The sequence below is a fragment of the Kitasatospora sp. NPDC051164 genome (genome assembly GCF_044455625.1).
GTDB lineage: Bacteria > Actinomycetota > Actinomycetes > Streptomycetales > Streptomycetaceae > Kitasatospora.
The window spans coordinates 18,312-45,292 of sequence record NZ_JBITFB010000047.1; the positions used below are offsets into that span (position 1 = coordinate 18,312).

Below are 26,981 nucleotides of genomic sequence, written 5' to 3' on the forward strand. Positions count from 1 at the left end.
CCGTCCACGCCGGAAACCGGATGGCACACCGACCCGTCCGGGGGCAGGAGAGGGAGTGGGGCATGGCGACGCGGCAGAGCACACCGGCGGGAACGAAGGCGGCGGGAACGAAGGCGGCGGGAACGGGGGGCGGGGCGGCCCGGTTGCCGAAAGCCGGACCGTGAGCGACGCCGCCGAGGCCGCGGTCCCGGAAGCCGTGGCGATCAAGGATGCCGTACGACCGGGACGCTACCGGGACGCCCTCGACCGTCAAGGGGCGCCGCCGCGCGGACCTCGCCGGCGGGTAGGCCCGGCCGTCGGGCACCACGTCGAACGCCGGCGCGCGGGTGCCTGTTCCGGTCGCGGGAGGGCCGGGGCCGGTAGGCGGGGGCGGTCAGGCGTAGCGGTCGAACAGGGCTTGCAGGTAGTCCTCCAGACGGGCAATCAGGACGTCCGGGGTCAGGTCGGTGCGGCCCAGTTCGCGCCAGGGGACGGCGACTTTCTCCGCGTCCGGGGCGAAGGCGAGGGCGTCCAGCAGCCGCCAGTACAGGTGGTCGCCGCCCTCGGCGAGGGGGCGGCCGCCGGCGTTGCGGTAGCGCTCGGCGAAGGCCAGGCCGGCCGCGGGGCCGTGGAGCAGGGCCAGCGCGGTGGAGCAGTGGGCGACGTCCAGGTCGGCCGGGCCCCAGGACGTCTCCACCCAGTCGACCACCCCGCTGACCGCCAGCTGCTCCCCGGCGCCGGTGAACAGCACGTTGCCGGGGTGGAAGTCGCGGTGCAGGAAGCACGGGCGGTGCGCGGGCGCCTCGCGGCGGATCGCCTCCACCGCCCGCGCCCACAGCGCGGGGCGCCGCGTGTGCCCGGGGACGCGGACGAGGTCGGGGGCCGTCCACGCCTGCCAGGCGCGCGGGCGCCGCTGCTCACCGACCTCGACGGCGTGGACGGCGGCGAGCTGGGCGGCCAGCAGGTCCGCGCGCCGGCCGGTGTCCGCGTCCTGGGCCAGGCGCACACCGCCGGGAAGGTGCGTCATCACCAGCGACGGGTGGTCGCAGGCCGCGCCGTGCTCGTCGAGGGAGAACAGGCGCGCGGCCGGGACGCCGCCGCTCTCCAGCAGGCCCAGCACGCCGGCCTCGCGGGCCAGCAGGGCCGGGGCGTGGCGGCGGTAGAACGGCGTGACGAAGGAGCGCAGCACCAGCGCGTACGGGCCGTCGCCGCCCGGGCGTTCGATGTCCAGGCGGCGCATCCGCGAGGTCCACCCGCCCTTGAGCGCCGTCACCTGCGCGATCCGCTCACCGGGCGCGAGCGCGCCCTGGACCCACCGCAGGGTCGCGGCCCAGCCCTGCCCGTCGTCCCCGGTCCCGGCGTTCCCGATCATGGACGGACAGCCTACGCGCCCCGCTCCGCCCGCCTCCCCGAGGGCCCCGACGCCACGGCCGAGGCCCACTGGCACCCGCCCACCGGCACCCGCCCACCGGCACCCGCCCACCGGCACCCGCACCCCGGCGCCGGGAACTGGCACCCGGAAACGGCGCCCGCGATCGGCAAGAGTGTTCTCGCCGACCGGAGTTGACGGATCATCGGAACCTGTCAGGAGGGTGCGGTGTCCAGGGCCTCCGCGTCGGCGGCGGCCACCACCGCCGACAACAGGCCCGGGAAACGGTCCTCCAGCTCCTCGCTGCGCAACGCGTTCATCTTGGTGGTCCCCACGTAGTACTGGCGCAGCAGTCCCGCCTCGCGCAGCACGCTGAAGTGGTGACTGGAGGTCGAACGCCCGACCGGCAAGTCGAAGGAACCGCAACTCAGATCGGCTCCCGAGTGCGCGAGCGTGCGCACCACCGACCTGCGGGCCGGATCAGCGAGCGCCTCCAGCACCCGCTGGACGCTCACGTCCTCCACACCAGGGTGCTCGATCATCCGCGCCGCCACGCGTGCCCGTCCCACACCCACCACCCCTTCCCAACACTCGACCCCCGTCCGTCCCATGGTCAAAAACCGCGCCGTGCGCGCGACTTCACGCCCCGACGCTACTACGCCCGACCCATCTGCCACGCCCACCGCAACACCTCCGCAACACACCCGAGGGGCGCAAGGGGCCCGCCGGGACGGAGCGTGCCCAGCGGGCAGGGCCGGACGGGCGGGTGGTCGCGCGGGGAAGCGGACCGGGGGCGCCGGGGGGAGAGCGGGACGGGGAAGGGGCGGGTGGGTGCGTGGTGGGGACGGGAGGGGGCCACCGGACGGGCCGGACGGGAGGACGGTCGCGCGGGGAGCCGGGCCGGCGGTGCGTGCCCGGTGGTGGGTGCCGGGCGGGTGGGTGCCGGGCGGGTGGGTGTGTGGTGGGGGCGGGGCGCGGTAGGGGAGCGGCGTGCGCCTGGGGTGCGCCGGGCGGGGCCGGGCGGGTGGGTGCGGGAGGGGCCGGCGGTGCGTGCCCCTCTCCCCGCGCCCCTTGTCGGGGGCGCGGGGAGAGGGGACAGATGCGGGGAGAGGAGAGGGAGAGGGGGGTGGCCCCGGTCAGGCGGCGCGGGCCGGGGTGGGGGCGGGGCGGGGCAGGCGGGTGAGGGCGAGGGGTTCGAAGATGCCCATCAGGACCGGGTCCACCGGCCGTACCGCCGACGGGGCGGGGGGTGCGGGGGTGGGGGTGCGCAGCAGGGCGAGGTAGAGCTCCTGGGTCTCGGCGGCCGGGTCGATGCCCAGTTCCTCGGCCAGGACCTGGCGCAGCTGCTGGTAGCAGCGCAGGGCCTCGGCGCGGTTGCCGGAGGCGGCGAGGGCTTCCATGCGGCAGCGGTAGGCGCTTTCGCGGAACGGGGCGCGGCGCACCGCCTCGTCGGCCCAGCGCAGCGCGTGGTGTTCCTCGCCGAGGGCGGAGGCGGCCAGGCTCGCGGTCTCCAGTGCGCTGATGCGCAGTTCCTCGACGTGTTCGCGTACCCCTTGCGCCCAGTCGCCCTCGTGGTCGGGCAGGAACGAGCCGCGCAGGTTGGCCAGCGCGCCGGCGGCCAGTTGCTGGGCCACCGCGTGGCTGCGCGCCGCCAGGGCCTCGCCGGCTTCGCCGACGGCGCAGGCGGCGGCTTCCAGGTCCACCGCCGCGTCGGCCGGCAGGCGCAGCACGTAGCGCCCGCCCTGGGCGATCAGCGGGGTGGCGCCCGGCCCCTGGCCAGGGTCGGTGACGAAGGCCCGTACCCGGCTGACCACGCTGCGCAGGGCCGAGGCCCAGGTGTCGGGCAGGCCGTCGGGCCAGATGGTGTCGGCCAGCTGGTCGCGGCTGGTGCCGCCGGAGCGCTCCAGGACCAGGCGGGCGAACGCCACCTGGGCCTGGGCGCTGGACAGGTGCTGCGGGGCACCGTTCTCGTGCTCGATCGCGACCAGGCCGGTGAGGCGGATCAGCATCGCCGCGCCCCCGATCTGCCGGACGGACTGTCTTCCCTGAAGCCGTTCAACGTAGCTCCAACCCCCTTGAGGCAAAGCGGAAGTGACGGCCCGTGCCGGGCTGTCGGCATGGGAAAGCGGTAAACCCGGAACGGGACGGATGCGCCGCCGACCAGCCGTTCGGTTTCGGCGGATTTTGACCATACATTCGGCGCGAGGCGCGGTGTCAACACCGGCCGCGAAAACATACCCGCCGGCCGGTCGATGCGTCGTGGGCGCAAGGTTTCCGCACGTCAGATGGTTTCCGCAGGCCAAAGAAGCGGCTATTGCGGACGCCTTGCGCATCCTGCCGTAGAAATGTAGCCATCCTTGAGCAGCCCGCGTGAAGGCTTCGAGAAATCCCGCCCGCAGCCACCGTGAAACGCCCCGCCGGGAAACCTCCGGAAACGAACCGGACGGAAACCGGAAACAAACCGGAACGCCACCCGGAACGCCGCCGAAGAACCGCCCGCGAAAACCCGCGATACCCGCGATACCCGCGATACCCGCGAAGCCGTGAGACCCGCGATACCCGCGAAGCCGTGAGACCCGCGAAGCCGTGAGACCCGTGAGACCCGCGAAGCCGCGATACCCGCGAAGCCGTGAGACCCGTGAGACCTGTGAAAGCCCTCGAAGCCGTGACGCCGTGAAGGAGAAACGCCCGTGAACGCCACCGGAGCATGGGACCGCCTGGAGCCGAAGCTCGCCGCAACGAATGCCCGGGTGGCCGCACTGGAGTCCGACCCCTCCCGGCGCAACAGCTTCGTCGCCTACACCATGGAACGCGACAGCGCCTACTGCGACCTCGACGGCGAGCGCCTGCTCATGATGTCCGGCTACAGCTACCTCGGCCTGGCCGGCGACGAGCGCGTGGTCGCCGCCGCCAAGGCCGCCGTCGACGTCTACGGCACCGGCAACCACGGCGTGCGCGCCCTGGCCGGCACCATCCCGCTGCACGAGGAACTGGAAGCCGAGGTCGCCAGCTACGCCCACCGCGAGCGTGCCCTGGTCTTCGGCTCCGGCTACGCCGCCAACGTCGGCACCGTGGGCGCCCTGGTCGGCCAGGGCGACACCGTCCTGATCGACAAGTACGACCACGCCTCCATCGTCGACGGCTGCCGCCTGTCCGGGGCCACCGTGACCCGTTTCCGCCACAACGACGTCGACCACCTCGAGCGCCGCCTCAAGGCCGCCGCCCCCACCGGGGTACGCCTGGTCATCGTCGACAGCGTCTACTCCATGGACGGCGACATCGCCCCGCTGCCCGAACTGCGCGAGGTCTGCGACCGCTACGACGCCCTGCTCATGGTCGACGAGGCCCACGCCCTCGGCGTCATCGGCGCCACCGGCGGCGGCATCGAGGAACACTTCGGCCACCAGGTGCGCGTCGACGTCAAACTCGGCACCCTCTCCAAGGCCATCCCCTCCATGGGCGGCTGGGTCGCCGGCAGCCACGACCTCATCGGCCACCTGCGCTACGCCGCCCGCCCGTTCCTGTTCTCCGCCGCCCTGGGCCCCGCCCAAACCGGCGCTGCCCTGGAGTCCCTGCGGATCCTGCGCCGCGAACCCGAACGCGTCACCCACACCCAGCTCCAGGCCCAGCGCCTGCGCGAGCGCCTGAACGCGGCCGGCATCTCCACCATGGACTCCACCACCGCCGTGCTGCCCGTCATCGCCGGCACCGACGACGCCGCCTACGACTACGCCACCGCCTGCCGCAAGGCCGGCGTCATCGGCCTGCCCGTGGTCACCCCCGCCGTGCCCAACGACCTGGCCCGGCTGCGCATCGCGGTCACCGCCCGCCACACCGCGGCCGACATCGACTTCGCCGCCGACGCGTTCCTGAGCGCCGCCGCCCAGACCGGCCTGATCTGAACACCCGCCACCACCCGGCCTGGACAGGAGAGGAAGCCATGGCCCCGCCCGCCCGCCCGCCGATCGCCGTCACCGGCCTCGGCGTGGTCAGCCCCGCCGGCCACACCGTCCGGGAGTTCTGGCGAACCGTCGCCTCCGGGCGCTCCACCGCCACCGCCCTGGACGACCCGGCCCTGGCCCGCCACAAGGTGCGCCTGGGCTGCCGCGTCACCGGCCTGCCCGCCGCCGGCCCGGTGCCGGCCAAGGACGCCCGCCGCCTCGACCCGTTCGCCCACTACGGCACCCTGGCCGCGCTGGCCGCCCACCGCGACGCCGGAAGCCCCGAACCGCAACCGGGACGCAGCGCGATCGTGGTCGGCAACGCGGTGGGCGGACGCACCACCAGCGACCGTGAATCCGCCCTGTACACCGGGCACGGGCCGCTGCGGGTCTCCCCGCTGATGCCGCTGGTCACCATGCCCAACGCGGCCGCCGCGCAGATCGCGATGCGCCTTTCCTGGAGCGGACCGGCGCTGACGATCGCCACGACCTGCGCCTCCAGCGCGGACGCGATCGGCCACGCCGCGCTGCTGCTGGAGAGCGGACGCGCCGACGTCGTCCTCGCCGGCGGCTGCGAGGCCACCCTCACCCCGGTCACCCTCGCCGCGTTCGGCAACCTCGGCGCGCACTCCCTGCGCAACGACGACCCCGCCCGCGCCTCCCGCCCCTTCGACACCGAACGCGACGGCTTCGTGATGGGCGAAGGCGCCGGCTTCCTCGTCCTGGAACGCCTCGCCGACGCGAACGCCCGCGGCGCCCGCCCCCACGCGCTGCTCGCCGGCTACGGCTCCACCTCGGACGCCTACCACCTGTCCAACCCGCGCCCCGACGGCGCCGGCGCCGTGGCGGCGATGCGCGCCGCCCTGGCCGACGCCGGCCTCACCCCCGCCGACATCGCCCACGTGAACGCCCACGGCACCTCCACCGTGCACAACGACCGCGCCGAAGCCGCCGCCCTGCGCACCGTGTTCGGCCCCCACGGCGTGCCGGTCACCTCCACCAAGGGCGCCATCGGCCACCTGATCGGCGCCGCCGGCGCCGTCGAGCTGATCGCCGCCATCGAGGCCATGAACACCCGCACCGTCCCTCCCACCGCCAACCACGAGAAGACCGAAGAGGGCCTGGACCTCGACGTCGTCCACACCGCCGCGCGCCCCATCCGACTGGGCCCGGTGCTGTCCAACTCGTTCGGCTTCGGCGGCCACAACGCGACCCTGGTGGTGACCCCGCTATGACCACGACCTCCCCGCCCCTGCGGCGCACCCGGCTGAGCGTCACCGCACGGGACCTGGACGCCTACCGCGCCGCGGCCCGCACCGGCCTCACCGCCGCGGACCGCGCCGGGGCGTGCCCCGCGCACCCCTTCGTCGCCGCCCACGCCCTGGCCCAGCACACCGTCACCGCCCTGACCGCCGGCGACCCCGGCTTCACCGGCGTGGTCCACCTCGCCCAGGACATCCACACCCACACCCCCCTCACCCCCGGCGGCCTCGACATCGCCGTCGAGGTGAGCGCGGTGCGCCGCGAGGCCCGCGGCACCCGCCTGGCCCTGACCACCCGCCTCACCCGGGCGGACACCGGCACCCCGGTCGCCGACCTCGCCACCTCCGCCCTCCTGCTCGGCGCCACCCGCACCGAGCCGTACGGCACCCTCGCCCCCGCCGCCCACCCCGGCACCACCCCCCACGGCGCACCGCTCACCCTCACCCGCGCCCTGACGGCCGCCGACACCGCCGCCTACGCGGCCGCCTCCGGCGACCTCAACCCGATCCACCTCGACGACACCGCCGCCCGCACGGCCGGCTTCCCCGGCACCATCACCCACGGCATGCACCTGGTCGCACTCGCCGCCGAGGAGATCACCGACCGCCACGCCGGCGCCGACCCCGCCCGCGTCACCGCCCTCGGCGCCCGCTTCGCCGCCCCCACCCGCCCCGGTACCGCACTGCGCCTGACCCTGCAGCCCTACGACGGCGCCACGGTGGTGCGGTTCACGGTCGCCACCGACGCGGGGACCGCCGTCAAGGCCGGCTGGGCGCGGATCGCCCCGGCGGGGGAGTGAACCCGATGACCACCCACAACCCCGGGACCGCCCCCACCGCCGGGACCTTCCACAACCCCGGGACCGCCCGCACCGCCGGGACCGCCCGCACCGCCGGGACCCCCCGCACCGCCCAGGCTGCCCCGGCGCCGCTGCCGCTGCCCGACGCGTTCACCGCCCACGCCCGGGCCCGCCCCCACGCGCCCGCCCTGCTGTGGCACGACCAGGCCACCAGCTACGGCGAACTCGCCGCCCTCGCCGAGGCCGAGCGCCGGCGCCTGAGCGCCCTGCGGCTGGCGCCGGGGGAGCCGGTGGGCCTGCTCGCCGTCAAGTCGCCCGCGGCGATCGCCCTGGTCCTGGCCTGTCTGATGGAACGCCGCCCCTTCCTGCTGCCCTCCCCGCAGCTCGCCCCCGCGCTGCTGGCCGCCCTCTTCGCCCAGGCCGGCGCCCGCCGCCTGCTCGCCCCCCTCGGCCAGGACACCCCCGCCCTGCCCGTCCTGGCCCAGGTCGCACCCGTGCCCACCCTCGCGGCCGGCACCTCCTTCATGCTCACCACCTCCGGCTCCACCGACCTGCCCAAGATCGTCCCCCTCGCGCAGAGCGCCGTCGACCGCTTCACCGCCTGGGCCCACGACACCTTCGACCTCGGCCCCGGCCGCACCGTCGCCAACTACGCGCCGCTGAACTTCGACCTCGCCCTGCTCGACGTGTGGGCCACTCTCGCCGCCGGCGGCACCTGCCTGCTCATCGACCCCGCCCACGCCCTCAGCGGCCGCCACCTGCTCACCCAGCTGACCCGCCACCGCCCGCACGTCCTGCAGGCCGTCCCCCTGGCCTACGCCCTGCTCGTCCAGGCCGCCGGCCACGCCGCCGGCCACGCCGCCGGCCACGCCGCCGGGCAGGGCGCCGGCCAGGACGCGGGCGCCACGGTGCTGGACAGCGTCGAGCACGCCGTGTTCACCGGCGACGCCATCGACGCCCGCACCCTCGCCGCCCTGCCCGCCCTGCTCCCGGGCGCCGGCCTCTACAACATCTACGGCTGCACCGAGACCAACGACAGCTTCTGGCACCGCCTGGACCGCCTGGACGCCGCCGCCGCCCTGCCCGTGCCCATCGGATCCCCGCTGCCCGGGGTCCGCACCGTCATCGCAGCCCCCGACGGCACCCCCGTCAACGGCGCGGGCAGCGGCGAACTGTACGTCTCCACCCCCTTCCAGGCGGCCGGCTACCTGGACCGCTCCCGCGACACGGGCCGCTTCACCACCCAGCCCGAAGGCGCCGGCCCCGGACGGCGGTGGTTTCGCACCGGGGACCTCGTCACCCGCGACGACCAGGGCCGCGTCCACCTCACCGGCCGCGCCGACTTCCAGGTCAAGGTCCGCGGCGTCGCCGTCAACACCGCCGAGGTCGAACGCGTCCTGCTCACCCACCCCGAGGTCCTGGAAGCCGCCGTCGCCGCCGCCCCCGACCCGCTGACCGGCAAACGCCTGCACGCCGCCGTCCAGCGCACCCCCGGCTCCGCCCTCAACACCCTCACCCTGCGCGAACACCTGGCCCGCAACCTGCCACGCGCCGCCGTCCCCGAGAAACTCGCCATCCACGACGAGCCCCTCGCCAAAACCGCCACCGGCAAGGTCGACCGCAAAGCCGTCCTGCCCGCCCCCTGACCACCACCCCTGTCCCATTTCCGTTACCACGCAAGGGAGTTGCCACCATGAGCAACATCGACCGGATCAAGCGGTTCCTGATCGAGGAATTCCTGCCCGACGTCACCCCCGACCAGCTCGCCGACGACCACGACCTGCTCTCCGACGGCGTCATCGACAGCCTCGGCGTCCTCAAACTCATCGCCTGGGTCGAAGACCACTTCGCCCTGCCCGTCGACGACACCGACCTGGACCCCAACAACTTCCGCTCCGTCACCGCCATCGACGCCTTCATCACCCAGCGCCGCACCGCGGCCACCGCCACGGCCGGCCGCTGACCCATGCACCCGGCCCTCACCGCACTCCTCGCCGGCCGCCCCGTCCCCCTGGACGCCTGGCGCTCGTGGTGGGACCAGCTGGAACACCGCACCCTGGGCCCGGCCCGCGACAGCGACCGGGCCCAGGCGGCGGCCCTGCTGGCCAGCCTCACCACCCGCCTGCCCGACCCGGCCACCCTCACCGCCCTCACCACCTCCCTCACCGAACGCGCCCCCCACCCCGGCCCCACCCACCCCGCCAGCGTCAACATCGTCGGCACCGGCGGCGGCCCCGCCACCTTCAACCTCTCCACCGCCGCCGCCCTCACCGCCGCCGCCATGGGCATCCCCGTCGTCAAAACCGGCTCCCGCGCCTACACCAGCGCCACCGGCTCCGTCGACCTCCTCGAACGCCTCGGCATCACCCTCACCTCCAGCCACACCGCCACCGCCGACCACCTCGCCCACCACGGCATCGCCTTCGCCGGCCCCCACGTCTACCCGCCCGCCCTCACCCGCCTCGCCCGCACCCTCTACCCCCTCACCCTCAAACCCTTCGGCCACGCCCTCAACACCCTCGGCCCCCTCATCGCCACCGTCCCCGTCACCGCCCAACTCACCGGCGCCGGCGCCACCGCCCCCCTCGACACGCTGCGCCACCTCGCCGACCACGTCACCGGCCGCACCCTGTGGCTGGCCCACAACAACGCCGGCGCCGACGAACTCCTGCCCTTCGCCGACAACACCCTCCACACCCCCGACGGCGCCATCCACCTGCCCGCCGGCTCCGTCGCCCCCGCCACCGGCACCCTCGCCGACCTCGCACCCCACCCCGACGACCTCACCGGCCACTTCCTGCGCGCCCTCGCCGCCCAGGCCGGCCCCACCGCGACCCACACGATCGCCCTCAACGCCGCCGCCCTCGCCCTCGCCTCCGGCCGCCACACCCACTGGGCCACCGCGTACACCGCCGCCCTGGACGCCCTCGCCGACGGCGCCCCCCGCGCCCTGGCCGAACGCCTGCGCGCCCGCCCCGGAACCCCACCCGGCGCCGCCTCCGGCGCCCGCCGCCAGGAGGCAGCCGGTGTCTGACCCCCTCTTCCCCCCGGAACCCCTCCCCCCGGAACCCCTCCCCCCAGGACCGGTCCCCCCAGGACCCCTCTTCCCCCCGGGCGAGTTGGGCCTGGCCGTCTTCCTCAACGCCGGCGACCCCGCCGCCCCCCTGGCCGACCTCGCCCTCATGCTCGACACCCACGGCGTGGACGTCCTCGAACTCGCCGTGCCCTTCCCCGACTCGCCCACCGACGGCCCCGTCATCCGCCGCTCCGCCGCCCGCGCCCTCCAGGCCGGCACCACCCTGGACACCGTCCTGGCCGAACTCGCCGACCTCACCCCGCGGTTGACCCGCCTCAAGGTCGCCCTGCTCGCCGACTGGAGCCACAGCCTGCGCCACCGCGACCCCGCCACCACCACCCGGGCCATCGCCCAGGCCGGAGCCCGCGCCCTGCTCGTCCACGCCCTGCCCCCACGCGTGCGCCCCGCCTGGCAGCACGCGATGCGCGCAACGGGCCTGCCCCAGGTCACCACCTGCTACCCCGCCTCCACCCCCCAGGTCCTCGCCGACGCCGCCCACGGCGCCACCGGCGCCTACGTCTACCTCGTCGCCCACTACGGCCGCTCCGGCACCACCCCCGCCACCGGCCACCACACGCTCGCCGACACCGTCACCGCGCTGCGCCGCGCCGCCCCCGACACCGCCGTCGCCGTCGGCTTCGGCGTCAAGACCGCCGCCGACCTGGCCGCCGTCGCCGACAGCGGCGCGGATGCGGCGATCGTCGGCTCCGCCGCCGTCGCCCGCCTGGAGCACGCCCACACCCACGGCCTCGACGCCGTGGGGGAGTTGGGCGCCTTCCTCACCGACCTCCGCCCCACCCGTCCCCCGCACCCGGACGCACCCGGCGGACGCACCACCACCACCACCGGCACCACCACCCCTGGCACCACCATCGGCACCACCACCCCTGGCACCACCACCGGTACCGCCCTCACACCCGCCGGCACCACCACCCGAGAGGAACACCCCGCATGCTGATCCGCGACATCGCCGACGTGAAGACCGTCGAATGGGGCAACGGCCTGTCCCGCCGCTTCCTGGTGGCCGGCGACGGCCTCGGCTACAGCCTCACCGACACCATCGTCAACGCCGGCACCAAGTCCCGCCTCGAATACCGCAACCACCTCGAGGCCTGCTACTGCATCGCCGGCTCCGGCGAGGTCGTCGACATGGACGGCAACACCCACCCCATCACCCCCGGCCGCCTCTACGCCCTCGACGAGCACGACGCCCACTACCTGATCGCCAGCCCCCACGAGGACCTGCGCCTGGTCTGCGTCTTCTCCCCGGCCCTGCGCGGCGACGAGGTCCACCAGCTCGACGCCCACTCCTCCTCCGCCTACTAGGGCCCGCCCACAGGCCCCAGGCGAGACCTTCCGTCCGCGAGGACCTCTGTTCAGACGAGCGCCGGCGCCCGACGCCGGCCTGCCACCCCGGGCCCGGTCACGGGCCCGGGAGGAAGGCGGCAACACCGTGATCCGCTGGAACGCCGACCAGAAGGCCCTGCGCGAGGGCCTGGCCCGCTTCGGCGACGACCTGAGCGCCGGCCACATCGAAGGCGACGAACAGGCCGCCTTCTCCCACGACAAGTGGCGCCTGATCCAGAAGACCGGCATCCTCGCCCTGCCCTTCGACGAACGCTACGGCGGCCTGGGCCAATCCCTGCTCACCACCATGTACGTCCTCGAAGGCCTCGGCCACGCCTGCCGCGACGGCGGCCTCAACTTCTCCGTCACCACCTCCCTCGCCTCCACCGGCGTCCCCCTGCAGGCCTTCGGCTCACCCGCCCTCAAAGAGGCCTACCTGCCGCGCATCGCCTCCGGCGAAGCCATCGGCGCCCACGCCATCACCGAATCCGACAGCGGCTCCGACGCCATGCAGATGCGCACCCGCGCCGTGCGCGACGGCGACCACTTCGTCCTCACCGGCGCCAAGACCTTCGTCTCCAACGGCCCCGTCGCCGACGTCATCGTCGTCTACGCCCGCACCCACCCCCAGGGCGGGGCGCTGGGCGTCACCGCCTTCCTCCTCGACGCCGACACCCCCGGCCTGACCTGCGGCAACCCCATCAAGAAGATGGGCCTGCGCACCTCCCCGCTGTCCGAACTCTTCCTCGACGACGTACGCGTGCCCAAGGACCGCGTCCTGGGCCGGGTCGGCGGCGGCTTCATGGTCCTGGACCACGTCATGAAACGCGAGATCCTCTACTCCTTCATCGTCAACACCGGCGAGATGCAGCACCGCCTCGCCCGCTGCCTCGACTACGCCAAGACCCGCATGTCCTTCGGCAAGCCCATCGGCTCCTACCAGTCCGTCGCCAACAAGATCGTCGACACCAAGATCCGCCTCGAGACCGCCCGCAAATGGCTCTACGACACCGCCCAGCGCCTCGAAGCCGGCGACAACGTCACCGTCGACATGGCCATCGCCAAACTCCTCACCAGCGAATCCAACCTCGCCACCTCGCTCGCCGCCGTCCAGGTCTTCGGCGGCAACGGCTACATGTCCGAGTACGGACTGGAGAAGGACGTCCGCAACGCGGTTGCCGGCACCATCTACTCCGGCAGCAACGAGATCCAGTACAACCGCATCGCCGCCATGCTCGGACTCGGCAAATGACCGCCCCCGCCGCACCACCCGCCCCCGCAGCCCCCGCCGCCCCCGCCGTGCCGCCCCCCGCCGCGCCGGCGCCCGGGCTCGCGCTGCGCCCCGGCCACCTCAAGGTGTGCGGCGCCCGCACCCGCGCCGACCTCGCCCTGCTCGCCGACACCGGCCCCACCCTGGTCGGCCTGTGGCACGGCATCCCCGGCGGCCCCGCCGACCTCACCACCGACGACCTCGCCGACCTCGCCGCCACCGCCATCCGCCTGGGCCTGGAACCCGTCCTCGTCACCTTCCTCGACGACGCCGACCACCTCGCCCGCCTCGCCCGCGCCACCGGCATCCGCTGGATCCAGCTCCACGCCTACCAGAGCCCCGCCCTCGTCGCCGACCTGCGCGAACGACTGCCCTACGCCGTCCTCGTCAAAGTCCTCCACCTCGCCAGAGGACGCTGCCTCGAACGGGCCTTCACCCCTGCCTTCGAACGCGCCGGATGCGACCTGTTCCTGCTCGACACCGTCACCGACGACGGCCGCATCGGCTCCACCGGCCAGAGCCTGGACCCCCACCACATCCACGCCCTGCTGCCCCGCCTGAACACCCCCTTCCTCCTCGCTGGCGGCCTCGACACCACCAACCGCGACACCTACCGCACCGTCACCGACCACCCCCTCTACGCCGGCGCCGACATCGACACCGCCGCCCGCGACCGCACCGGCCGCCTCACCCGCGACGCCGTCACCGCCCTCACCCGCGCCTGGCACCCCCGCCTCCAGGAGGCCACCGCATGAGCCATCCCACCGGCTTCCTCGACGCCCTCCTCACCGCCGAGCGCCCCCTCATCATGGAAGTCAAACTCCGCGACCCCCACGGCACCGACCTCCTCGGCCCCCGCACCGTCACCGACCTCGTCACCCGCTACGAACAGGCCGGCGCCCCCTGCCTGTCCGTCGTCACCGGCCGCTGGTTCGGCGGCACCACCCGCCTGCTGCGCGAGGTCACCGCCGCCACCACCCTGCCCGTCCTGCAAAAAGACTTCCTCACCCGCCCCGCCCAACTCGAAGCCGCCCACGCCATGGGCGCCTCCGCCGTCCTGCTCACCGCAGCCCTGCTGCCCGCCACCTCCCTGCGCCGCCTCGTCACCTGCGCCCTCGGCCTGGGCCTGACCCCCTTCGTCGAGATCACCCACGACCACGAACTCGACCACCTGCCCCACACCGACCAGTGCGTCATCGCCGTCAACAACAAGGACATCCGCACCCGCGAACGCGACCCCGGCGACCTCGAGCGCAGCCTGCGCCTGCTACCCGCCGTCCGCGCCGCCGGCTGCCGCGCCCCCGTCTCCGCCTCCGCCATCACCGGCCCCGACACCGCCGCCCGCCTCCTCGACGCCGGCTACGCCGCACTCCTGGTCGGCACCGCCCTGCTGCGCACCGACGACATCGACACCTGGCTCACCACCCTCGACGCCGCCCGCGCCGGGGCCGCCGCATGAGCACCCACCCGCCGCGCACCCGCACCCGCTCCCTCGTCCTGGACGCCGACGGCATCCCCCTGTCCGCCCTGGTCGCCGAACCCGAACACGGCGAACCCAAAGCCGTCATCCTCGCCATCCACGGCCGCGGCATGCGCGCCGCCTACTTCGCCGGCCCCGCCCACCCCGACACCAGCCTGCTCACCCTCGCCGCCGACCTCGGCTACACCGTCCTGGCCCTCGACCGCCCCGGCCACGGCGCCTCCGCCCACCGCCTCCCGCACGGCCAGCTCATCGCCGACCAGGCCGCCACCCTCCACGCCGCCCTCACCGACTACGCCCGCGCCCACCCCACCGGCGCCGGCGTCCAACTCCTCGCCCACTCCTTCGGCGGCAAGATCGCCCTGACCCTCGCCGCCCACTGGCCCCACCACCCCCGCCTGCCCCTGCTCGGCGCCGACCTCAACGGCCTCGCCCAGCACTACACCCCCGGCGCGTGGGAGCGCCCCGACGACCTCGCCGGCGGCGGCCGCCTCAACTGGGGCCCCCTGGGCCTCTACCCGCCCGGCACCTTCCACGCCGCCCGCACCCTGCTCACCCCCGTCCCCGCCCTCGAATCCCGCGAACTCGCCGACTGGCCCGCCCGCTACAGCGCCCTCGCCGCCCGCGTCCGGGTCCCGGTGCGCCTGACCCTGGCCGAACACGAGCACTGGTGGCGCCTGGATCCGGCCGCCCGCACCGCACTGACCGCCGCCTTCCCCCACGGCCTGGCCCGCCTGGTCACCGCCCACGGCGCCGGCCACAACCTCTCCCTCGGCCACGCCGCCCGCCCCTACCACCTGCGCGCCCTCGCCTTCACCGACGACTGCCGCACCCGCCCCGCCCCGGCCCCCGCCCTCGCCGCCGTCTGACCGGCCGCCGGGAACGGCCGGCGCGGCCACAAGGTTCACCCCAGCGCCCGCCAACTCCCGCACAGGGCAAGAAAAACGCCTTCCCGGACACGGCCGGTCCGCACACGGACCGCCCGCGGCACCAGAAGTTGATCAAGCATCAGCCGCTGCGCAAGGATGGGCACCCAAGGCCCGCGCGGACGACCGCCGGCCTTACGCCACGGCCGTCCCCTGCCCTGGCCCTGCCCTGCCCGTCCCACCCCGCCGGAGGCCTCCGTGAACAAGACCGCGACCGCGCTCGCCACCCTCGCCCTGCTCGCCACCACCGCACTGGCCGCCACCCCCGCACAGGCCGGCGACCTCCCCCAGGTCTGCACCAGCAAGCTCGGCTTCGACAACGGCAGCTTCTACTGCGGCGGCGCCTACGGCGACGGCGAGAGCCCCTGGCTGCTGCGCACCGGCGAGTGGGTGGACTTCGTGATCGGCCTCGACCACGCCGTCTGGTTCCGCACCACCACCAGCAGCTGGAACTCGCTGGGCGGCTACTTCACCGGCAAGGTGACGTTCAGCAAGAAGCTCGACGACCTCGACTTCACCATCAACGCCCTGGGCTCCGACGGCGTGACGACCTGGTCCCGCGACCGCACCCACAAGGGATTCATCACCCCCTGGTACGTCAAGAACTGAGCCCCTTCGGCCGGGCGGGCCCCATCCGGCGCCCGCCCGCCCCGCCCCGCCCCGCCCCGCCCCGGCCGGCCCCGCCCCGGCGGGGCAGCGGGGCGCCCCCGCCCGCCCGCCCGCCGGCACCGTCAGAAGGAGCCGTCGCCTCCGATCCCGTGGACCGATCGCTCTGCGCCAGACCATGGACGAGCCGCGGCTGCGCGGCGCGCGGGTTGCGTCCGCCCAGGACGCCCAGGACGCCGAGGGCCCCGCCGCCCCGGGTGACGGGGCGGCGGGGCTTCGTGGGGGTCCGGCCGGCGCTCCGCGGTGACAGCCGTCCGTCCGTCCGTGCAGCTGCGGGTCAGGCCTTCCGGATGGAGTAGGCGACGCCGCTGCCGTAGCAGTTGCTGCTGGGGTAGTAGCTGCTGACGACCCACCCGGCGGGGAGCGGGGAAAAGGAGCACACGACGGCGGAGGTCTGTGTGGTGATCTTGAAGAGGGTGTAGGCGACGCCGGTGCCGACGCAGTTGCCGCTGCTGTACGAGCTGGTGACGACCCACCCGGCCGGGACCGGGGTCATGGAGCACGCGCCGGCGCTGGTGTCGTTGACCGTGTTGTGGAGGGTGTAGGCGACGCCGGTGCCGGCGCAGTTGCCGCTGCTGTACGAGCTGCTGATCACCCACCCGGTCGGGATCGGCGACATCGAGCACACGCCGACGTTGGTGTCGTTGGCCACGTTGTGGAAGCCGTAGGCGATGCCGCTGCCCGCGCAGTTGCCGGTGCTGTACGAGCTGGTCACCACCCACCCGGCCGGCTTGGGGGAGAAGGAGCAGATGGCGAGATTGGTCTGCCCGGCGGTGTCGGTGATCGTGTACGAGACGCCGGAGCCGGGACAGCCCCAGCTGCTGTACGAGCTGGTGACGACCCACCCGGCCGGGACGGGGGAGAAGGAGCAGATGGTCGTGCTGCCGGCGAGCCGCTGCGGGGCCGCCTGCGCCTGCGCGCTCGCGGCGGTCATCATGCCCAGGAGCAGCAGCACGACCGTCACCAGGTGCGAGGTGTGGGTCCGTAAGGTCTTCATGGCAGGCCTCGTATCTCTCGACAACGCTCTACGACCGGTTTTGTGCGGGCAACGTGAACGATTGGCACACGTTTCGTTCACGTCGGCTGAGATGTTGTCAGAGATCCTCCGGCGGCGCCAGAGCGCCCCGGGCGGCACTTCCGCCCCGGCCGCCGAAGGCCCCGCCGCCCCGGGCGGCGGGGGCGGCGCGAAACCCGCCGGACCGTCCCCCCGCAGAAGACGAGCAGCCCGCTCGGCGCCCGCTTCGTCCCCGTCCGCGGCATCCCGACGTCATGGCACCCGCAGGCCGCCCGCGTCCTCGAAGCGCGCGCGGGCCGCGCGCGCCCGGGTCCCCCCGTGCGCCCTCGACGGATAGCTCTCACTGAGAGCTAAAATGAGGGTATGACCGCGCCGCAGCTCGCACCGCTCGATGTCGCGCCGGCCGACGAGCTGTCCGCCCTCCTCGTCGGGATCCAGCGCATGGTCCGCCGGCGCCTGCGCGCCACGATGGAACAGCCGCGGCTGCGCGGGGCGCAGGTGGAACTGCTGCACCTGGTGACGGACAGCCCCGGACTGCGGGTCTCGGACGCCGCCGAGGAGCTGTGCCTGGCCGGGAACTCCGTGTCCACCCTGGTCAACCAGCTCGCCGCGCAGGGCCTGCTGCGCCGGGAGGTGGACCCCGCCGACCGCCGGGCCGCGCTGCTGTACGTCACGGACGCGGCCGTGGAGCGGATCGAGGCCTGGCGCCGGCGCCGGCGCGCGCTGATGGAGGAGGCCGTGGCCGGCCTGCCCGCCGACCGGCAGCAGGCCCTGGCCGAGGCGCTGCCCGCGCTGCGGCAGGTCGCGCAGGCCCTGCGCGACCTGCCGGGGGAGCAGGGGCGATGAGCGAGCAGGCGCAGGCGGTGGTGTGCCGGGGACTGGAGTACGTCTTCCGGCACGGGCGCGGCAAGGGCCACGAGACCCGGGCCGTGGACGGCATCGACCTCACCGTCCGCACCGGCGAGGTGTTCGGCCTGCTCGGACCCAACGGCGCGGGCAAGACCACCACCATCCGCGCGATCACCACCCTGCTGCCCGTCGGCGCCGGCATGGTGCGCGTCTTCGGCCACGACGCCACCCGCCGCCCCATGGAGGTACGGCGCCTGCTCGGCTACGTTCCCCAGCAGCTGTCCGCCGAGTCCGGGCTGACCGGGCGGGAGAACGTCGCCCTGTTCGCCCGCGTCTTCGACGTCCCGCGCGCCGAACGCGCCGAACGCGTCGCCCAGGCACTGGCGGCCGTCGACCTCACCGAGGCCGCCGACCGGATGGCCGCCACCTACTCCGGCGGCATGGTGCGCCGCCTCGAACTCGCCCAGGCCCTGGTCAGCGCCCCGCGCCTGCTGGTGATGGACGAACCCACCATCGGCCTGGACCCGATCGCCCGCACCGGCGTGTGGGAACGCGTGGACGCCGTCCGCAAGGCCACCGGCATGACCGTCCTGGTCACCACCCACTACATGGACGAGGCCGACCGCCACTGCGACCGCATCGCCCTCATGGACCGCGGCCGCATCCGGGCACTGGGCACCCCCGCCGAACTCAAGGACCGGGTCCGCCGCGAGGACCCCGGCCCGCACACGCCGGGCCACGACGCCCCCACCCTCGACGACGTGTTCCGCCACTTCGCCGGCCGCGACCTGGCCGACGCCACGGAAGGAGACTTCGGCGATGTCCGCCGTACCCGCCGCACCGCAGGCCGCGTCGGCTGAACCCCCCGCCGCCGGCCCCGACCTCTCCCTGCTGCTGGTACCCCCGCGCGCCCGCACCGGCTGGCGCCTGGTACCCGCCCGCATCACCGCGATGTGCGCGGTCGAACTGCAGAAACTGCGCCACGACCGCACCGAGCTGTACACCCGGGCGATCCAACCCGCCCTGTGGCTGCTGGTCTTCGGCCAGACCTTCACCCGCCTCAAGGCCATCCCCACCGGCGGCATCCCCTACCTGGACTACCTCGCCCCCGGCATCATCGCCCAGTCCGCGATGTTCATCGCGATCTTCTACGGCATCATGATCATCTGGGAGCGGGACTCCGGCGTCCTCACCAAACTGCTGGTCACCCCCACCCCGCGCGCCGCCCTGGTGACCGGCAAGGCCTTCGCCGCCGGCGTCAAGGCCGTCCTGCAGGCCGTCGTCGTCGTGCTGATCGCCGCCGCCCTCGGCGTCGCCATGACCTGGAACCCGCTGCGTCTGCTGGGGGTGGTGGCGGCGGTGCTGCTCGGCTCGGCGTTCTTCTCCTGCCTGTCGATGGCGATCGCCGGGATCGTGCTCACCCGCGACCGGCTGATGGGCATCGGCCAGGCCATCACCATGCCGCTGTTCTTCGCTTCCAACGCCCTCTACCCGGTGGCCCTGATGCCGGGCTGGCTGCAGGCCGTCAGCAAGGCCAACCCGCTCAGCTACCAGGTCGACGCCCTGCGCGGCCTGCTCATCGGCACCCCCTCCCACCTGCCGCTGGACTTCGCCGTCCTCACCGCCGCCACCCTGGCGGGCATCGCCGCCGCCTCCGCGCTGCTGGGCCGCCTGGCCCGCTAGGTACGGAGGGTGCCGGGCGCGGGAAGCCGGACCACCCGACTCCCCGCACCCGGCACCCCCGCGGCCCGTCAGAGCCTGGACTGGCCGCCGTTGAGTTCGACGAAGCCAAGGGCGGCCACCAGCTCGGTCAGCGTCCACACGACGTGGCCCAGGACCGTGATCTGCCGACTCTCGCCATGCACCCCCACCGCGTTCGCGAAGTCCGAGATCCGGCCCCACTGGTTCTCCAGGTCGGCGTTGGCGCCGCCCAGCGGGTGGTGGGTCCAGTCCCGGATGTTGGTGCGGATGTTGTCGAAGATCGGGGCGAACCGCGAGGCCTCGGAGAAGAGCTGGATCGCGATCAGCAGGGCCCGCCCGACGTTGTCGTTGTACTCCGTCGCCCGGTGGAGCGTCTGCATGGCGTTGTAGATCGTCTCGGGTTCGAGGACCAGGTTCTCCCGGTTGTTGCCGCCGGGCAGCGCGGTGTAGTTCCCGGTGTTCGGCATGATGCGCGCGTTGCGGATTTCGAGCGCGGTCTGGAACTGCTGCGTACGGCCGTCGGCGAACACGAAGTGCTGGTTGGCGACCGGGGAGTAGAAGCCGGCCACGTACAGGTTGTCCGACCACAGGTAGAGGGAGGTGAGATGGTCATTGCCGTCCATCACCCGGACCTGGATCAGGTGCCGCTCGGTGGTGGTCTGCCGCAGCCGCGGGACGCTGGTGTCATTCCCGTAGCTGTTGCGGTGGATGAAGTCGATGACGCTCCAGTAGTTCTGGGCGTGCTGCGCACCCCGGCTGGTGATGTTCGAGACGTTCCAGGCGGTCACCTTCTCGTCGGTGGCGTGCGCCGGGGAGCCCAGCGCGGCGACCAGGCCCGCGGCCATGGCCGTCGACAGCAGCGCGGACCAGATTTTCTTCAGCAATTGCTTTCCAGTTCCTGAACGGCCGCCAGTTCTCCTCCGGCGGTGGCGTTCAGGACGCTACGGCGAACGCCCGCGCCCGGGTTTCCGCTCCGCGCACCGGCCGTGGCCGCTGTGCGTACCGGGCGGCCGCTGCCGGGGCTCGCGGGCGGGCGACTACCGGGGGCGCAGGCCCTGCACGGTGAGGTCGAGCAGGCGGCGCCACGGGCCGCTGCCGGTGCGCACGGTGGCCGAGATCGCGCCGACCAGCAGGTGGACGTCGGCGACGGTGGCGTCGGCGCGGATCGTGCCGCCGCGGCGGGCGCGCTCGATCAACACCGCGACGGCTTCCTCGAGTTCGGCGCGGGTGCGGCCCAGCGGCGCGGAGCCGGGGGTGCCGCGCAGCGCCTCGACGGCGGCGGACAGGCCGCGGTCGCTCTCCAGGACCTCGCCGACGTGGTGCAGGTAGGCGAGGACGGGATCGTCGCGGTCCTCGTCGGCCAGGGCGCGGGCGAAGGCGAGGATCCCCGCGAAGCGGTCCTCGGCCGCGGCCTCGACGAGGGCCTCCCGGGTGGGGAAGTGGCGGTAGACGGTCCCCATGCCGACCCCGGCCGCCCGTGCCACGTCCGGCAGTTGCACCTGGTCGCCGCGTTCGGTGAACAGCGCGCGCGCCGCGGCGAGCAGCCGGGCCCGGTTGCGGGCCACATCGGCGCGCGGGCGCCGCTCACCGCCGGTCCCGCCCTCGCCGCCGGCTTCGCTCCCGTCGGCCGATCGCGTTGACACCGTACGCGCCCCTTCCTAGCATCGAAACGGAACCGGAATCCGATTCCGGATCAGTATAGGGGGTGGGCGCGCCATGCGCCCAGCCCGCGATGCGCCGCGCCCGGCCAAACACGCGGCCCACACCCGAGGGGGAGCCAACTCCATGAACAGCGAACGATTCTTCGTCCTCCAGCCCACCGAGAACCGGCAGGTCGGCGTCCCGCTGCCGCCCGGCTTCGGCATCAAGGCCACCACCGCCGACACCGAGGGCCGGGCCGCCGTCCTGGTCAACCAGCTGGACATCGACGTCCCGCTCCACGTGCACGAGCGGATGGACGAGTTCGTCTACGTGCTCGAGGGCGCCATGGAGATCGACTACGACGGCCGCACCCACCGCCTGGAGACCGGCATGTGCGCCCTGCTCCCGCACGGCGTCCCGCACGCCATGCGCAACGCCTCCCAGCCCCCCGCCCGCTGCCTGCAGGTCTCCACCCCCGGCGGCTGGGACCAGTACCTCGCCGACGTCTTCGCCGCCGGCCCCGCCCTGCGCACCCCCGACGGCCGCATGGACCTGGCCAAGGTCAACGGGATCGGCGCGCAGTACGGCATGCGCTACGTCCCCGCGACCATGGCGATGCCCGACCGGGAAGACTGACACTGCCCGAACGGGCCCGGCACCCCCGGCGACAGGCCGAAAACAGGGGCGCGGGGGGGGGGGGGGGGCGCCCCCCGCCCCGCCCCCGGGGGGGGGGGGGGGGGCGGGGGCGCGGGCGCCGGGCCCCCCCCCCCCCCCCCCGCCCCCCCCCCCCCCCCGGGGGAGGGGGCGGTCAGGCGGCGGCCCGCTGGTGGGCGCGGACGCTGGTGACCAACTGGTCACGGATCCGGGCCGGGACCTCGGGCGCGAAACGGGCCAGGTAGTGGTTCAGATGGGCCTCGTCACCGGTCAGGAACGGCAGGTCGAAGACCAGCAGCTTGCGCACCGCGAGCAGCGGCACCGGCGCGCGCAGCGGCCGGAACGACCGGTTCCACAGGCCCGGCTCCTCACACCCCGGGTGGAACTGCCCGATCATCAGGCCCTGTTCGACGAACTCGTCCTTGGCCTTGCGCTGCGCCTCGTCCAGCGCGGTGGAGTCGGTCCGGTCCAGGCCGGGCAGCACCAGCAGCACGGTCAGCAGCTCGCGGTCCGACTCCTCGCTCAGCTCGGCGAGCAACTCCTCGTAGCGGGCGCGCAGTTCACCCACCAGCGCCGGCAGGTCGCCGCCGCCGTCGCCGCTGTCGCTGCCGTCGGGGACGGCGATGTGGAACAGGCCGCGGCGCAGCGAGGGCTGGGTGTAGGGGCAGACGGGGCCGCTGCGGCCGAGGTCGGGGTGGGCGGTGGTGAGGAAGCGGCGGGCCCAGGCGAGGACCTCGACGGCCTCGGGGTGGGCCGCGGCCCCTCCCGCGTCGATGCGCTCGGCGCTGAACAGGCGCAGGGCGCCGGCGGTGGCGGTGGCGGGCGCGGTCACCGGGGCCCCCGCCACATCGGGGCCAGGCGGGGCCCGCCGCCGGGCAGGGCGATGGCCTCGCCGAAGCGGGTGAAGCCGTGGGTGGCGCACAGGTGGGCGCCGCCCACGGAGCTGGTCTCGGCGTAGGCGGCCTGGCCGTCGGCGTCGACCTGAGCCAGGACGGCGTTCAGCATCGCCTCGGCGGCGCCGGCGGTGCGGGCGTCGGGGCGCACCCCGACGAACGCGAGGTAGTGGTGGGGGCGGTGGCGCGGGTGGCGGCGCGTCTGCAGGTGGGTGATGGCGGCCAGGCGCCGGGCGGACTCGCCGTGGTGCCCGGCGTCGATGGCCTCGGTCAGGGCGCGGGTGGCGGCGCCGTCGGCGCGCCCCGGGTCCTCCCACACGCCCGGGGGCAGGAACAGCAGCGCCCCCAGCAGCCTCCCGTACGCGGTGTCCTCGTGGGCGACCACGACGCCGTCGTGGGCCAGGCACTGCTCCAGGTGGACGCGGAAGAAGGCGGGCAGCACCCGCGCGCGGTGGTCGGGGTCGGGGAAGGCCCAGAGCATCAGCGCGTCGTCGGCGAAGGCGTCGGCGAGCAGCCGGGCCAGGGCGGGCGCCTCGTCGGGGCGGGCCCGGCGTACGGCGGCGCGGACGGCGGGCCGCCGGGCGGTGGCGGTGGCGGTGGTCAACGGACACTCTCCTCGGGCGAGGCGACGGACGAGGGGGCGGGTGTGGGGACGGACGGGCGGGCAGGCGGTTCGGCGTACGAGGGGGCGGGCGGTTCGACGGCTTCGGCGGCCAGCGCGGCGACGCGCGCGTGCAGGCGCGGCAGCCACGCCTCCGCCTCGGGCTTGATCAGCACGCTGCGCAGCACCCGGGCGCTCTCGGCGTCGGCGGTGACGTCCGGGTGGCGGCGGGTGAAGTCGGCGGCGTCCACGCGCAGCACGCTCAGGTACACGGGGTCGTGCTCGTCGGCCGTGCCCCGGCGCAGGACGCGCTCGCTCGCGGCGTCGATCGCGGACAGCGCGGGCGGCGCGGGCGGCGTGGACAGGGCGGTCGGGGTGGGGAAGTAGGTGACGATGTCCAGCTGCGGCCGCTGGTGCAGCGTCAGTTCGCCACTGGCCTCGATCAGGTCGGCCCAGGCCAGGGCGGCACGCCGGCCCGCGGCCAGTCCGGCGCCCAGTCCGTCCGGGGTGAGCGGCAGCAGTTGCAGGGTCAGCCACAGGGCGGCGGCCGAGGCGCCCGCGCGCGAGCACTCCAGGCTGATCTCGCCCAGGTGCAGTTCGGCGTCGGTGAAGTAGGTGTACGGGGAGTCGTGGGCGAAGTGCCGGCCGATGGCGGGGTCGGCGAACAGCACCGCGCCGCAGCCGTAGGGCTGCAGGCCGTGCTTGTGCGGGTCGACGGTCACCGAGTCGCAGCCGGCGATCGCCCGCCACGGCGCCGGGTCGATGCGAAGCTCCGCCGCCCGCGCGTCGTCGGCGGCCAGCACCGCGAAGAACCCGCCGTAGGCGGCGTCCACGTGCACCCGCGCCCCGTACCGGCGCGCCAGCGCCAGCACCTCGTGCACCGGGTCGACCGCGCCGAGCCCGGTGGTGCCGCAGGTGACGACGACCGTGCCCACCCGCCCGGTGCGCAGCAGCTCCTCCAGCGCGCCCGCGTCCATGCGCCCCTGGGCGTCGGCGGCGACCGCGTACCCGTCGACGCCCAGCACGTGGCACATCCGGCTGTGCGTGTAGTGCGCCTGCGCGCTGTAGGCGACGCCCCGGCCGGGGTGGCTCTGGCGCGCCACGTACAGCGCCTCCAGATTGGCGATGGTGCCACTGCTGGTCAGGTGGCCCACGTGCGCGGGCAGGCCGAACATCGCGGCGAGCTGGGCCACGCACTCGCGTTCCATGTCATTGGTGGCCGGCCCGCCCTCGTAGGCGTGGTTGTTGGGGTTGAAGCGCATCGCCGTCAGGTAGCCGACCAGCGCCGCCGGGTGCGGGGGCTTGACCATCTGCCCGGCGTAACGCGGGTGGAAGAACGGGTAGTTGTGCTCCAGGCGCTTGGCGAAGCGCTCGAACGCGACGGCGAAGTCCGCCTCGTCCACCAGGTGCGAGGGGTGCGCGGCGAAAGGCCCGAACCGCTCCCCCCACCGTTCGGCCACCTCGGCCGCCCTCGGCAGCCAGTACCGCAGGTCCACGCTGGGGCCCTTCCCTTCGAGTCCTTCGAGTCCTCCGCGAGCCGAGTGCTGCGCGAGCCGAGTCCTCCGCGAGCCGAGTGCTCCGGGAGTGCTTGCCGAGTGCTCCGTGAGCCGAGTGCTCCGTGAGTGCGAGCCGAGCGTGCCGCGAGCCCACCGGGCCCGGGGCTGCCCCGCCTCGCGAGCGTTCCTCGAGTGCGTCCCGAGCCACGGTCGTGGCGCCGCGCAAGCCGCCCGCAACACCCGCAGCTCACCGCCGCCGCACCCCGAAACCACCCCCGGCCACCGCGGCGCCACGCCCGCCCGCACCGCCTTGCCGCGCACTCCCGCACCGCCCGCCCGCCCCAGCCGGACCCCAGCCGCGCGCAAGGCGGCGCTGCTGCAATCACCCCCGGACCAGGCCGCCCCGGCACCCGCCGGGCGCGCGGGGGAGCAGCATGCGGGAGGAACGCGCGATGGTGACCAGACGCAGGATGATCGGCGCCGCCCTGGCGACCGGGGGAGGGGTCCTGCTCGTGCGCACCGCGGTACGCCCGGCCGCCTCCGCCGCCCCCGCCGCGTCCGCGCAGGACGCCGCCGCCGGCCAGGACACCGCCGCCGCGCAGGCCGCGGCCGGCCACACCCACCCCGCGGGCACCGACGCCCCCGACCCGGGCCCGGACACCGGGCCCGCCCTGGCCCCGAAGTTCACCACCACGCTGCCGCTGCCCCCGGTGCTCAGCCCCGTCTCCACCGACGGCGGCGCCGACACCTACACCGTCACCATGCTCCGCTCCTTCGCCCGCATCCTGCCCGGGCACCGCACCGAGGTCCTCACCTACAACGGCGCCTTCCCCGGCCCTGTCATCCGCGCCCGCTCCGGACGGCCCGTGGTCGTGCGCCAGACCAACCTGCTGGACGACGCCGTCTCGGTCCACCTGCACGGCTCCAAGGTGCCCGTCGCCAGCGACGGCGGCCCGATGAACCTGCTCGGCGCCGGCGCCAGCCGCACCTACACCTACCCCAACGACCAGCCCCACGCGAGCTTGTGGTTCCACGACCACGCCCACCACACGGAATCCGAACACGTCTACCGGGGCCTGGCCGGCACCTACCTGCTCACCGACGCCACCGAAACCGCCCTGCCGCTGCCCGCCGGCCGCTACGACCTGCCCATCGCCCTGCGCGACGCCCGCTTCGACGCCTCCGGCCACCTCGTCTACCGCATGGACGACCCCTTCAACCGCACCACCATCCTCGCCAACGGCCGCCCCTGGCCCAAGGCCGAGGTCGCCGCCCGCCGCTACCGGCTGCGCCTGCTCAACTCCTCCAACCTGCGCTTCTTCTCCCTGCGCCTGGCCGACGGCGGCCCGATCACCCAGATCGGCTCCGACGGCGGCCTGCTGGAACGCCCCCACACCACCGACACGATCGACCTCTCACCCGGGGAACGCGCCGACGTCGTCATCGACTTCTCCCGCTACCCCATCGGCTCCTCCGTGGTCCTCACCAACTCCATGCCGCCGGGCCCCGCCGAACACGTCGGCCAGGTCATGCGCTTCGACATCGTGCGCTCCGCCCCCGACCCCAGCAGCGTCCCCGACCGGCTGCGCACCCTGCCCGCCCTCGGCGCGGCGGCCCGCGAACGCACCGTCGTGCTCAAGGTCGACGAGACCCCGGGCGCCGCGCGCGGCCTGATCGACGGCAAGGTGTACGACCCGGCGCGCGTGGACGCGGCGGTGGCCTTCGGCACCTCGGAGATCTGGACCGTCGTCAACGCCAACACCGACGTCCCGCACAACTTCCACCTGCACCTGGTGCAGTTCCGCGTCCTCGAGCGCAACGGCACGGCACCCGGCCCCGAAGAGGCCGGCCTCAAGGACACCGTGCGCCTGCTGCCCGGCGAGAGCGTGCGCCTGCACGCCACCTTCGACTCCTACCGCGGCCGCTACCCGTACCACTGCCACCTGCTGGACCACTCGGCGATGGGGATGATGGCGCAGATGGAGATCGCCTGACGCACACCGGCTGACACACAC

27 protein-coding genes are annotated in these 26,981 nt (G+C 74.5%); 18 read left to right on the forward strand and 9 right to left on the reverse strand.

The genetic code is table 11. The features are described from left to right. Nucleotides 1-373: 373 nt before the first annotated feature. From ACIBEC_RS42450 to ACIBEC_RS42460, 3 genes are all read right to left on the reverse strand, one after another. Nucleotides 374-1,351 (reverse strand): aminoglycoside phosphotransferase family protein, encoded by a 978-nt coding sequence (locus ACIBEC_RS42450; protein ID WP_360508490.1) that lies wholly within the window; start codon nucleotides 1,349-1,351, stop codon nucleotides 374-376. Nucleotides 1,352-1,563: 212 nt separating this feature from the next. Beyond that, nucleotides 1,564-1,917, reverse strand: a complete 354-nt coding sequence (locus ACIBEC_RS42455; protein ID WP_360508488.1) for a helix-turn-helix domain-containing protein — start codon at nucleotides 1,915-1,917, stop codon at nucleotides 1,564-1,566. A 567-nt stretch (nucleotides 1,918-2,484) separates the two neighbouring features. Further along, on the reverse strand, nucleotides 2,485-3,357 hold the full coding sequence (locus tag ACIBEC_RS42460) for a bacterial transcriptional activator domain-containing protein (protein ID WP_360508485.1): 873 nt from the start codon (nucleotides 3,355-3,357) through the stop codon (nucleotides 2,485-2,487). 681 nt (nucleotides 3,358-4,038) lie between these two features. On the opposite strand from ACIBEC_RS42460, the gene ACIBEC_RS42465 reads away from it, so the two are divergent. The 13 genes from ACIBEC_RS42465 to ACIBEC_RS42525 all read left to right on the forward strand — a co-directional run bounded on the left by ACIBEC_RS42465 (nucleotide 4,039) and on the right by ACIBEC_RS42525 (nucleotide 16,059). Continuing rightward, on the forward strand, nucleotides 4,039-5,250 hold the full coding sequence (locus ACIBEC_RS42465; protein WP_360508482.1) for an aminotransferase class I/II-fold pyridoxal phosphate-dependent enzyme: 1,212 nt from the start codon (nucleotides 4,039-4,041) through the stop codon (nucleotides 5,248-5,250). Between the two features lie 38 nt (nucleotides 5,251-5,288). Next, nucleotides 5,289-6,524, forward strand: a complete 1,236-nt coding sequence (locus tag ACIBEC_RS42470) for a beta-ketoacyl-[acyl-carrier-protein] synthase family protein (protein ID WP_360508479.1) — start codon at nucleotides 5,289-5,291, stop codon at nucleotides 6,522-6,524. Continuing rightward, complete coding sequence (locus tag ACIBEC_RS42475; protein WP_360508476.1) at nucleotides 6,521-7,351, forward strand: MaoC/PaaZ C-terminal domain-containing protein; 831 nt, start codon at nucleotides 6,521-6,523, stop codon at nucleotides 7,349-7,351. The genes ACIBEC_RS42470 and ACIBEC_RS42475 overlap by 4 nt, the downstream gene beginning before the upstream one ends. Nucleotides 7,352-7,356: 5 nt before the next feature. Then, nucleotides 7,357-8,997 carry an AMP-binding protein gene (locus ACIBEC_RS42480; protein ID WP_360508473.1) on the forward strand — a complete coding sequence of 547 codons (1,641 nt, stop codon included), beginning with the start codon at nucleotides 7,357-7,359 and terminating at the stop codon, nucleotides 8,995-8,997. 47 nt (nucleotides 8,998-9,044) lie between these two features. Further along, nucleotides 9,045-9,314 carry a phosphopantetheine-binding protein gene (locus ACIBEC_RS42485; RefSeq protein ID WP_360508470.1) on the forward strand — a complete coding sequence of 90 codons (270 nt, stop codon included), beginning with the start codon at nucleotides 9,045-9,047 and terminating at the stop codon, nucleotides 9,312-9,314. A gap of 3 nt (nucleotides 9,315-9,317) precedes the next feature. After that, nucleotides 9,318-10,385: a hypothetical protein gene (locus tag ACIBEC_RS42490; RefSeq protein WP_360508467.1), complete on the forward strand. Its 1,068-nt coding sequence runs from the start codon at nucleotides 9,318-9,320 to the stop codon at nucleotides 10,383-10,385. Between the two features lie 85 nt (nucleotides 10,386-10,470). Next, nucleotides 10,471-11,385, forward strand: coding sequence for a tryptophan synthase subunit alpha (gene trpA / locus ACIBEC_RS42495; RefSeq protein ID WP_360508464.1), 915 nt, complete (start codon nucleotides 10,471-10,473; stop codon nucleotides 11,383-11,385). Continuing rightward, nucleotides 11,379-11,753 carry an ectoine synthase gene (locus ACIBEC_RS42500; protein WP_360508461.1) on the forward strand — a complete coding sequence of 125 codons (375 nt, stop codon included), beginning with the start codon at nucleotides 11,379-11,381 and terminating at the stop codon, nucleotides 11,751-11,753. Before trpA ends, ACIBEC_RS42500 begins: the two co-directional genes overlap by 7 nt. 127 nt (nucleotides 11,754-11,880) lie before the next feature. Beyond that, a complete protein-coding gene (locus ACIBEC_RS42505; protein WP_360508458.1) occupies nucleotides 11,881-13,026 on the forward strand; it encodes an acyl-CoA dehydrogenase family protein in 1,146 nt (381 codons plus the stop codon). Continuing rightward, nucleotides 13,023-13,799 carry an N-(5'-phosphoribosyl)anthranilate isomerase gene (locus ACIBEC_RS42510; protein ID WP_360508455.1) on the forward strand — a complete coding sequence of 259 codons (777 nt, stop codon included), beginning with the start codon at nucleotides 13,023-13,025 and terminating at the stop codon, nucleotides 13,797-13,799. The genes ACIBEC_RS42505 and ACIBEC_RS42510 overlap by 4 nt, the downstream gene beginning before the upstream one ends. Beyond that, on the forward strand, nucleotides 13,796-14,503 hold the full coding sequence (locus tag ACIBEC_RS42515) for an indole-3-glycerol-phosphate synthase (protein WP_360508452.1): 708 nt from the start codon (nucleotides 13,796-13,798) through the stop codon (nucleotides 14,501-14,503). The genes ACIBEC_RS42510 and ACIBEC_RS42515 overlap by 4 nt, the downstream gene beginning before the upstream one ends. Further along, nucleotides 14,500-15,393 (forward strand): alpha/beta fold hydrolase, encoded by an 894-nt coding sequence (locus tag ACIBEC_RS42520; protein ID WP_360508449.1) that lies wholly within the window; start codon nucleotides 14,500-14,502, stop codon nucleotides 15,391-15,393. The genes ACIBEC_RS42515 and ACIBEC_RS42520 overlap by 4 nt, the downstream gene beginning before the upstream one ends. Nucleotides 15,394-15,648: 255 nt before the next feature. After that, a complete protein-coding gene (locus tag ACIBEC_RS42525) occupies nucleotides 15,649-16,059 on the forward strand; it encodes a hypothetical protein (protein ID WP_360508446.1) in 411 nt (136 codons plus the stop codon). 334 nt (nucleotides 16,060-16,393) lie between these two features. On the opposite strand, the gene ACIBEC_RS42530 is transcribed toward ACIBEC_RS42525, so the two are convergent. After that, nucleotides 16,394-17,113 carry a hypothetical protein gene (locus ACIBEC_RS42530; protein ID WP_360509375.1) on the reverse strand — a complete coding sequence of 240 codons (720 nt, stop codon included), beginning with the start codon at nucleotides 17,111-17,113 and terminating at the stop codon, nucleotides 16,394-16,396. A 381-nt stretch (nucleotides 17,114-17,494) separates the two neighbouring features. Here ACIBEC_RS42530 and ACIBEC_RS42535 point away from each other — a divergent pair, with 381 nt between their 5' ends. From ACIBEC_RS42535 to ACIBEC_RS42545, 3 genes are read left to right on the forward strand one after another with little or no spacing between them, the layout of a single operon-like run. Next, the gene (locus tag ACIBEC_RS42535; RefSeq protein WP_360509377.1) at nucleotides 17,495-17,977 is read left to right on the forward strand and encodes a MarR family winged helix-turn-helix transcriptional regulator; all 483 of its coding nucleotides are present in this window, start codon (nucleotides 17,495-17,497) and stop codon (nucleotides 17,975-17,977) included. Further along, nucleotides 17,974-18,840, forward strand: a complete 867-nt coding sequence (locus ACIBEC_RS42540) for an ATP-binding cassette domain-containing protein (protein WP_360509379.1) — start codon at nucleotides 17,974-17,976, stop codon at nucleotides 18,838-18,840. Before ACIBEC_RS42535 ends, ACIBEC_RS42540 begins: the two co-directional genes overlap by 4 nt. After that, the gene (locus ACIBEC_RS42545; RefSeq protein WP_360509381.1) at nucleotides 18,800-19,663 is read left to right on the forward strand and encodes an ABC transporter permease; all 864 of its coding nucleotides are present in this window, start codon (nucleotides 18,800-18,802) and stop codon (nucleotides 19,661-19,663) included. The genes ACIBEC_RS42540 and ACIBEC_RS42545 overlap by 41 nt, the downstream gene beginning before the upstream one ends. Nucleotides 19,664-19,731: 68 nt before the next feature. Here ACIBEC_RS42545 and ACIBEC_RS42550 read toward each other — a convergent pair whose 3' ends face one another. Together ACIBEC_RS42550 and ACIBEC_RS42555 are read right to left on the reverse strand one after the other, a co-directional pair. Beyond that, nucleotides 19,732-20,565: a ribosome-inactivating family protein gene (locus tag ACIBEC_RS42550; RefSeq protein ID WP_360509382.1), complete on the reverse strand. Its 834-nt coding sequence runs from the start codon at nucleotides 20,563-20,565 to the stop codon at nucleotides 19,732-19,734. Nucleotides 20,566-20,718: 153 nt separating this feature from the next. Next, nucleotides 20,719-21,324, reverse strand: coding sequence for a helix-turn-helix domain-containing protein (locus tag ACIBEC_RS42555; protein ID WP_360509384.1), 606 nt, complete (start codon nucleotides 21,322-21,324; stop codon nucleotides 20,719-20,721). Nucleotides 21,325-21,466: 142 nt separating this feature from the next. Between ACIBEC_RS42555 and ACIBEC_RS42560 the strand changes: the two genes are divergently transcribed. After that, a complete protein-coding gene (locus tag ACIBEC_RS42560; RefSeq protein WP_360509385.1) occupies nucleotides 21,467-21,958 on the forward strand; it encodes a cupin domain-containing protein in 492 nt (163 codons plus the stop codon). A gap of 172 nt (nucleotides 21,959-22,130) precedes the next feature. Here the strand turns inward: ACIBEC_RS42560 and ACIBEC_RS42565 are convergent, their stop codons facing one another. The 3 genes from ACIBEC_RS42565 to ACIBEC_RS42575 are packed head-to-tail and all read right to left on the reverse strand — an operon-like array spanning nucleotide 22,131 to nucleotide 24,966. Next, nucleotides 22,131-22,808 (reverse strand): DUF6875 domain-containing protein, encoded by a 678-nt coding sequence (locus ACIBEC_RS42565; protein WP_360509387.1) that lies wholly within the window; start codon nucleotides 22,806-22,808, stop codon nucleotides 22,131-22,133. Further along, entirely contained in the window at nucleotides 22,805-23,473 is a 669-nt protein-coding gene (locus ACIBEC_RS42570) for a hypothetical protein (protein WP_360509389.1), read from the reverse strand. Before ACIBEC_RS42570 ends, ACIBEC_RS42565 begins: the two co-directional genes overlap by 4 nt. Next, on the reverse strand, nucleotides 23,470-24,966 hold the full coding sequence (locus ACIBEC_RS42575; RefSeq protein WP_360509391.1) for an aminotransferase class I/II-fold pyridoxal phosphate-dependent enzyme: 1,497 nt from the start codon (nucleotides 24,964-24,966) through the stop codon (nucleotides 23,470-23,472). Before ACIBEC_RS42575 ends, ACIBEC_RS42570 begins: the two co-directional genes overlap by 4 nt. Nucleotides 24,967-25,418: 452 nt before the next feature. On the opposite strand from ACIBEC_RS42575, the gene ACIBEC_RS42580 reads away from it, so the two are divergent. Then, nucleotides 25,419-26,960, forward strand: coding sequence for a multicopper oxidase domain-containing protein (locus ACIBEC_RS42580; RefSeq protein ID WP_360509393.1), 1,542 nt, complete (start codon nucleotides 25,419-25,421; stop codon nucleotides 26,958-26,960). The last annotated feature ends 21 nt before the right edge of the window (nucleotides 26,961-26,981 follow it).

Bases quoted from the DNA above. Each gene is read 5' to 3' on its own strand.
- ACIBEC_RS42450 (WP_360508490.1), bottom strand. From the start codon at position 1,351: ATGATCGGGAACGCCGGGACCGGGGACGACGGGCAGGGCTGGGCCGCG.
- ACIBEC_RS42460 (WP_360508485.1), bottom strand. From the start codon at position 3,357: ATGCTGATCCGCCTCACCGGCCTGGTCGCGATCGAGCACGAGAACGGT.
- ACIBEC_RS42470 (WP_360508479.1), top strand. From the start codon at position 5,289: ATGGCCCCGCCCGCCCGCCCGCCGATCGCCGTCACCGGCCTCGGCGTG.
- ACIBEC_RS42475 (WP_360508476.1), top strand. From the start codon at position 6,521: ATGACCACGACCTCCCCGCCCCTGCGGCGCACCCGGCTGAGCGTCACC.
- ACIBEC_RS42480 (WP_360508473.1), top strand. From the start codon at position 7,357: ATGACCACCCACAACCCCGGGACCGCCCCCACCGCCGGGACCTTCCAC.
- ACIBEC_RS42485 (WP_360508470.1), top strand. From the start codon at position 9,045: ATGAGCAACATCGACCGGATCAAGCGGTTCCTGATCGAGGAATTCCTG.
- ACIBEC_RS42490 (WP_360508467.1), top strand. From the start codon at position 9,318: ATGCACCCGGCCCTCACCGCACTCCTCGCCGGCCGCCCCGTCCCCCTG.
- ACIBEC_RS42500 (WP_360508461.1), top strand. From the start codon at position 11,379: ATGCTGATCCGCGACATCGCCGACGTGAAGACCGTCGAATGGGGCAAC.
- ACIBEC_RS42510 (WP_360508455.1), top strand. From the start codon at position 13,023: ATGACCGCCCCCGCCGCACCACCCGCCCCCGCAGCCCCCGCCGCCCCC.
- ACIBEC_RS42515 (WP_360508452.1), top strand. From the start codon at position 13,796: ATGAGCCATCCCACCGGCTTCCTCGACGCCCTCCTCACCGCCGAGCGC.
- ACIBEC_RS42520 (WP_360508449.1), top strand. From the start codon at position 14,500: ATGAGCACCCACCCGCCGCGCACCCGCACCCGCTCCCTCGTCCTGGAC.
- ACIBEC_RS42530 (WP_360509375.1), bottom strand. From the start codon at position 17,113: ATGAAGACCTTACGGACCCACACCTCGCACCTGGTGACGGTCGTGCTG.
- ACIBEC_RS42535 (WP_360509377.1), top strand. From the start codon at position 17,495: ATGACCGCGCCGCAGCTCGCACCGCTCGATGTCGCGCCGGCCGACGAG.
- ACIBEC_RS42540 (WP_360509379.1), top strand. From the start codon at position 17,974: ATGAGCGAGCAGGCGCAGGCGGTGGTGTGCCGGGGACTGGAGTACGTC.
- ACIBEC_RS42545 (WP_360509381.1), top strand. From the start codon at position 18,800: ATGTCCGCCGTACCCGCCGCACCGCAGGCCGCGTCGGCTGAACCCCCC.
- ACIBEC_RS42560 (WP_360509385.1), top strand. From the start codon at position 21,467: ATGAACAGCGAACGATTCTTCGTCCTCCAGCCCACCGAGAACCGGCAG.
- ACIBEC_RS42580 (WP_360509393.1), top strand. From the start codon at position 25,419: ATGGTGACCAGACGCAGGATGATCGGCGCCGCCCTGGCGACCGGGGGA.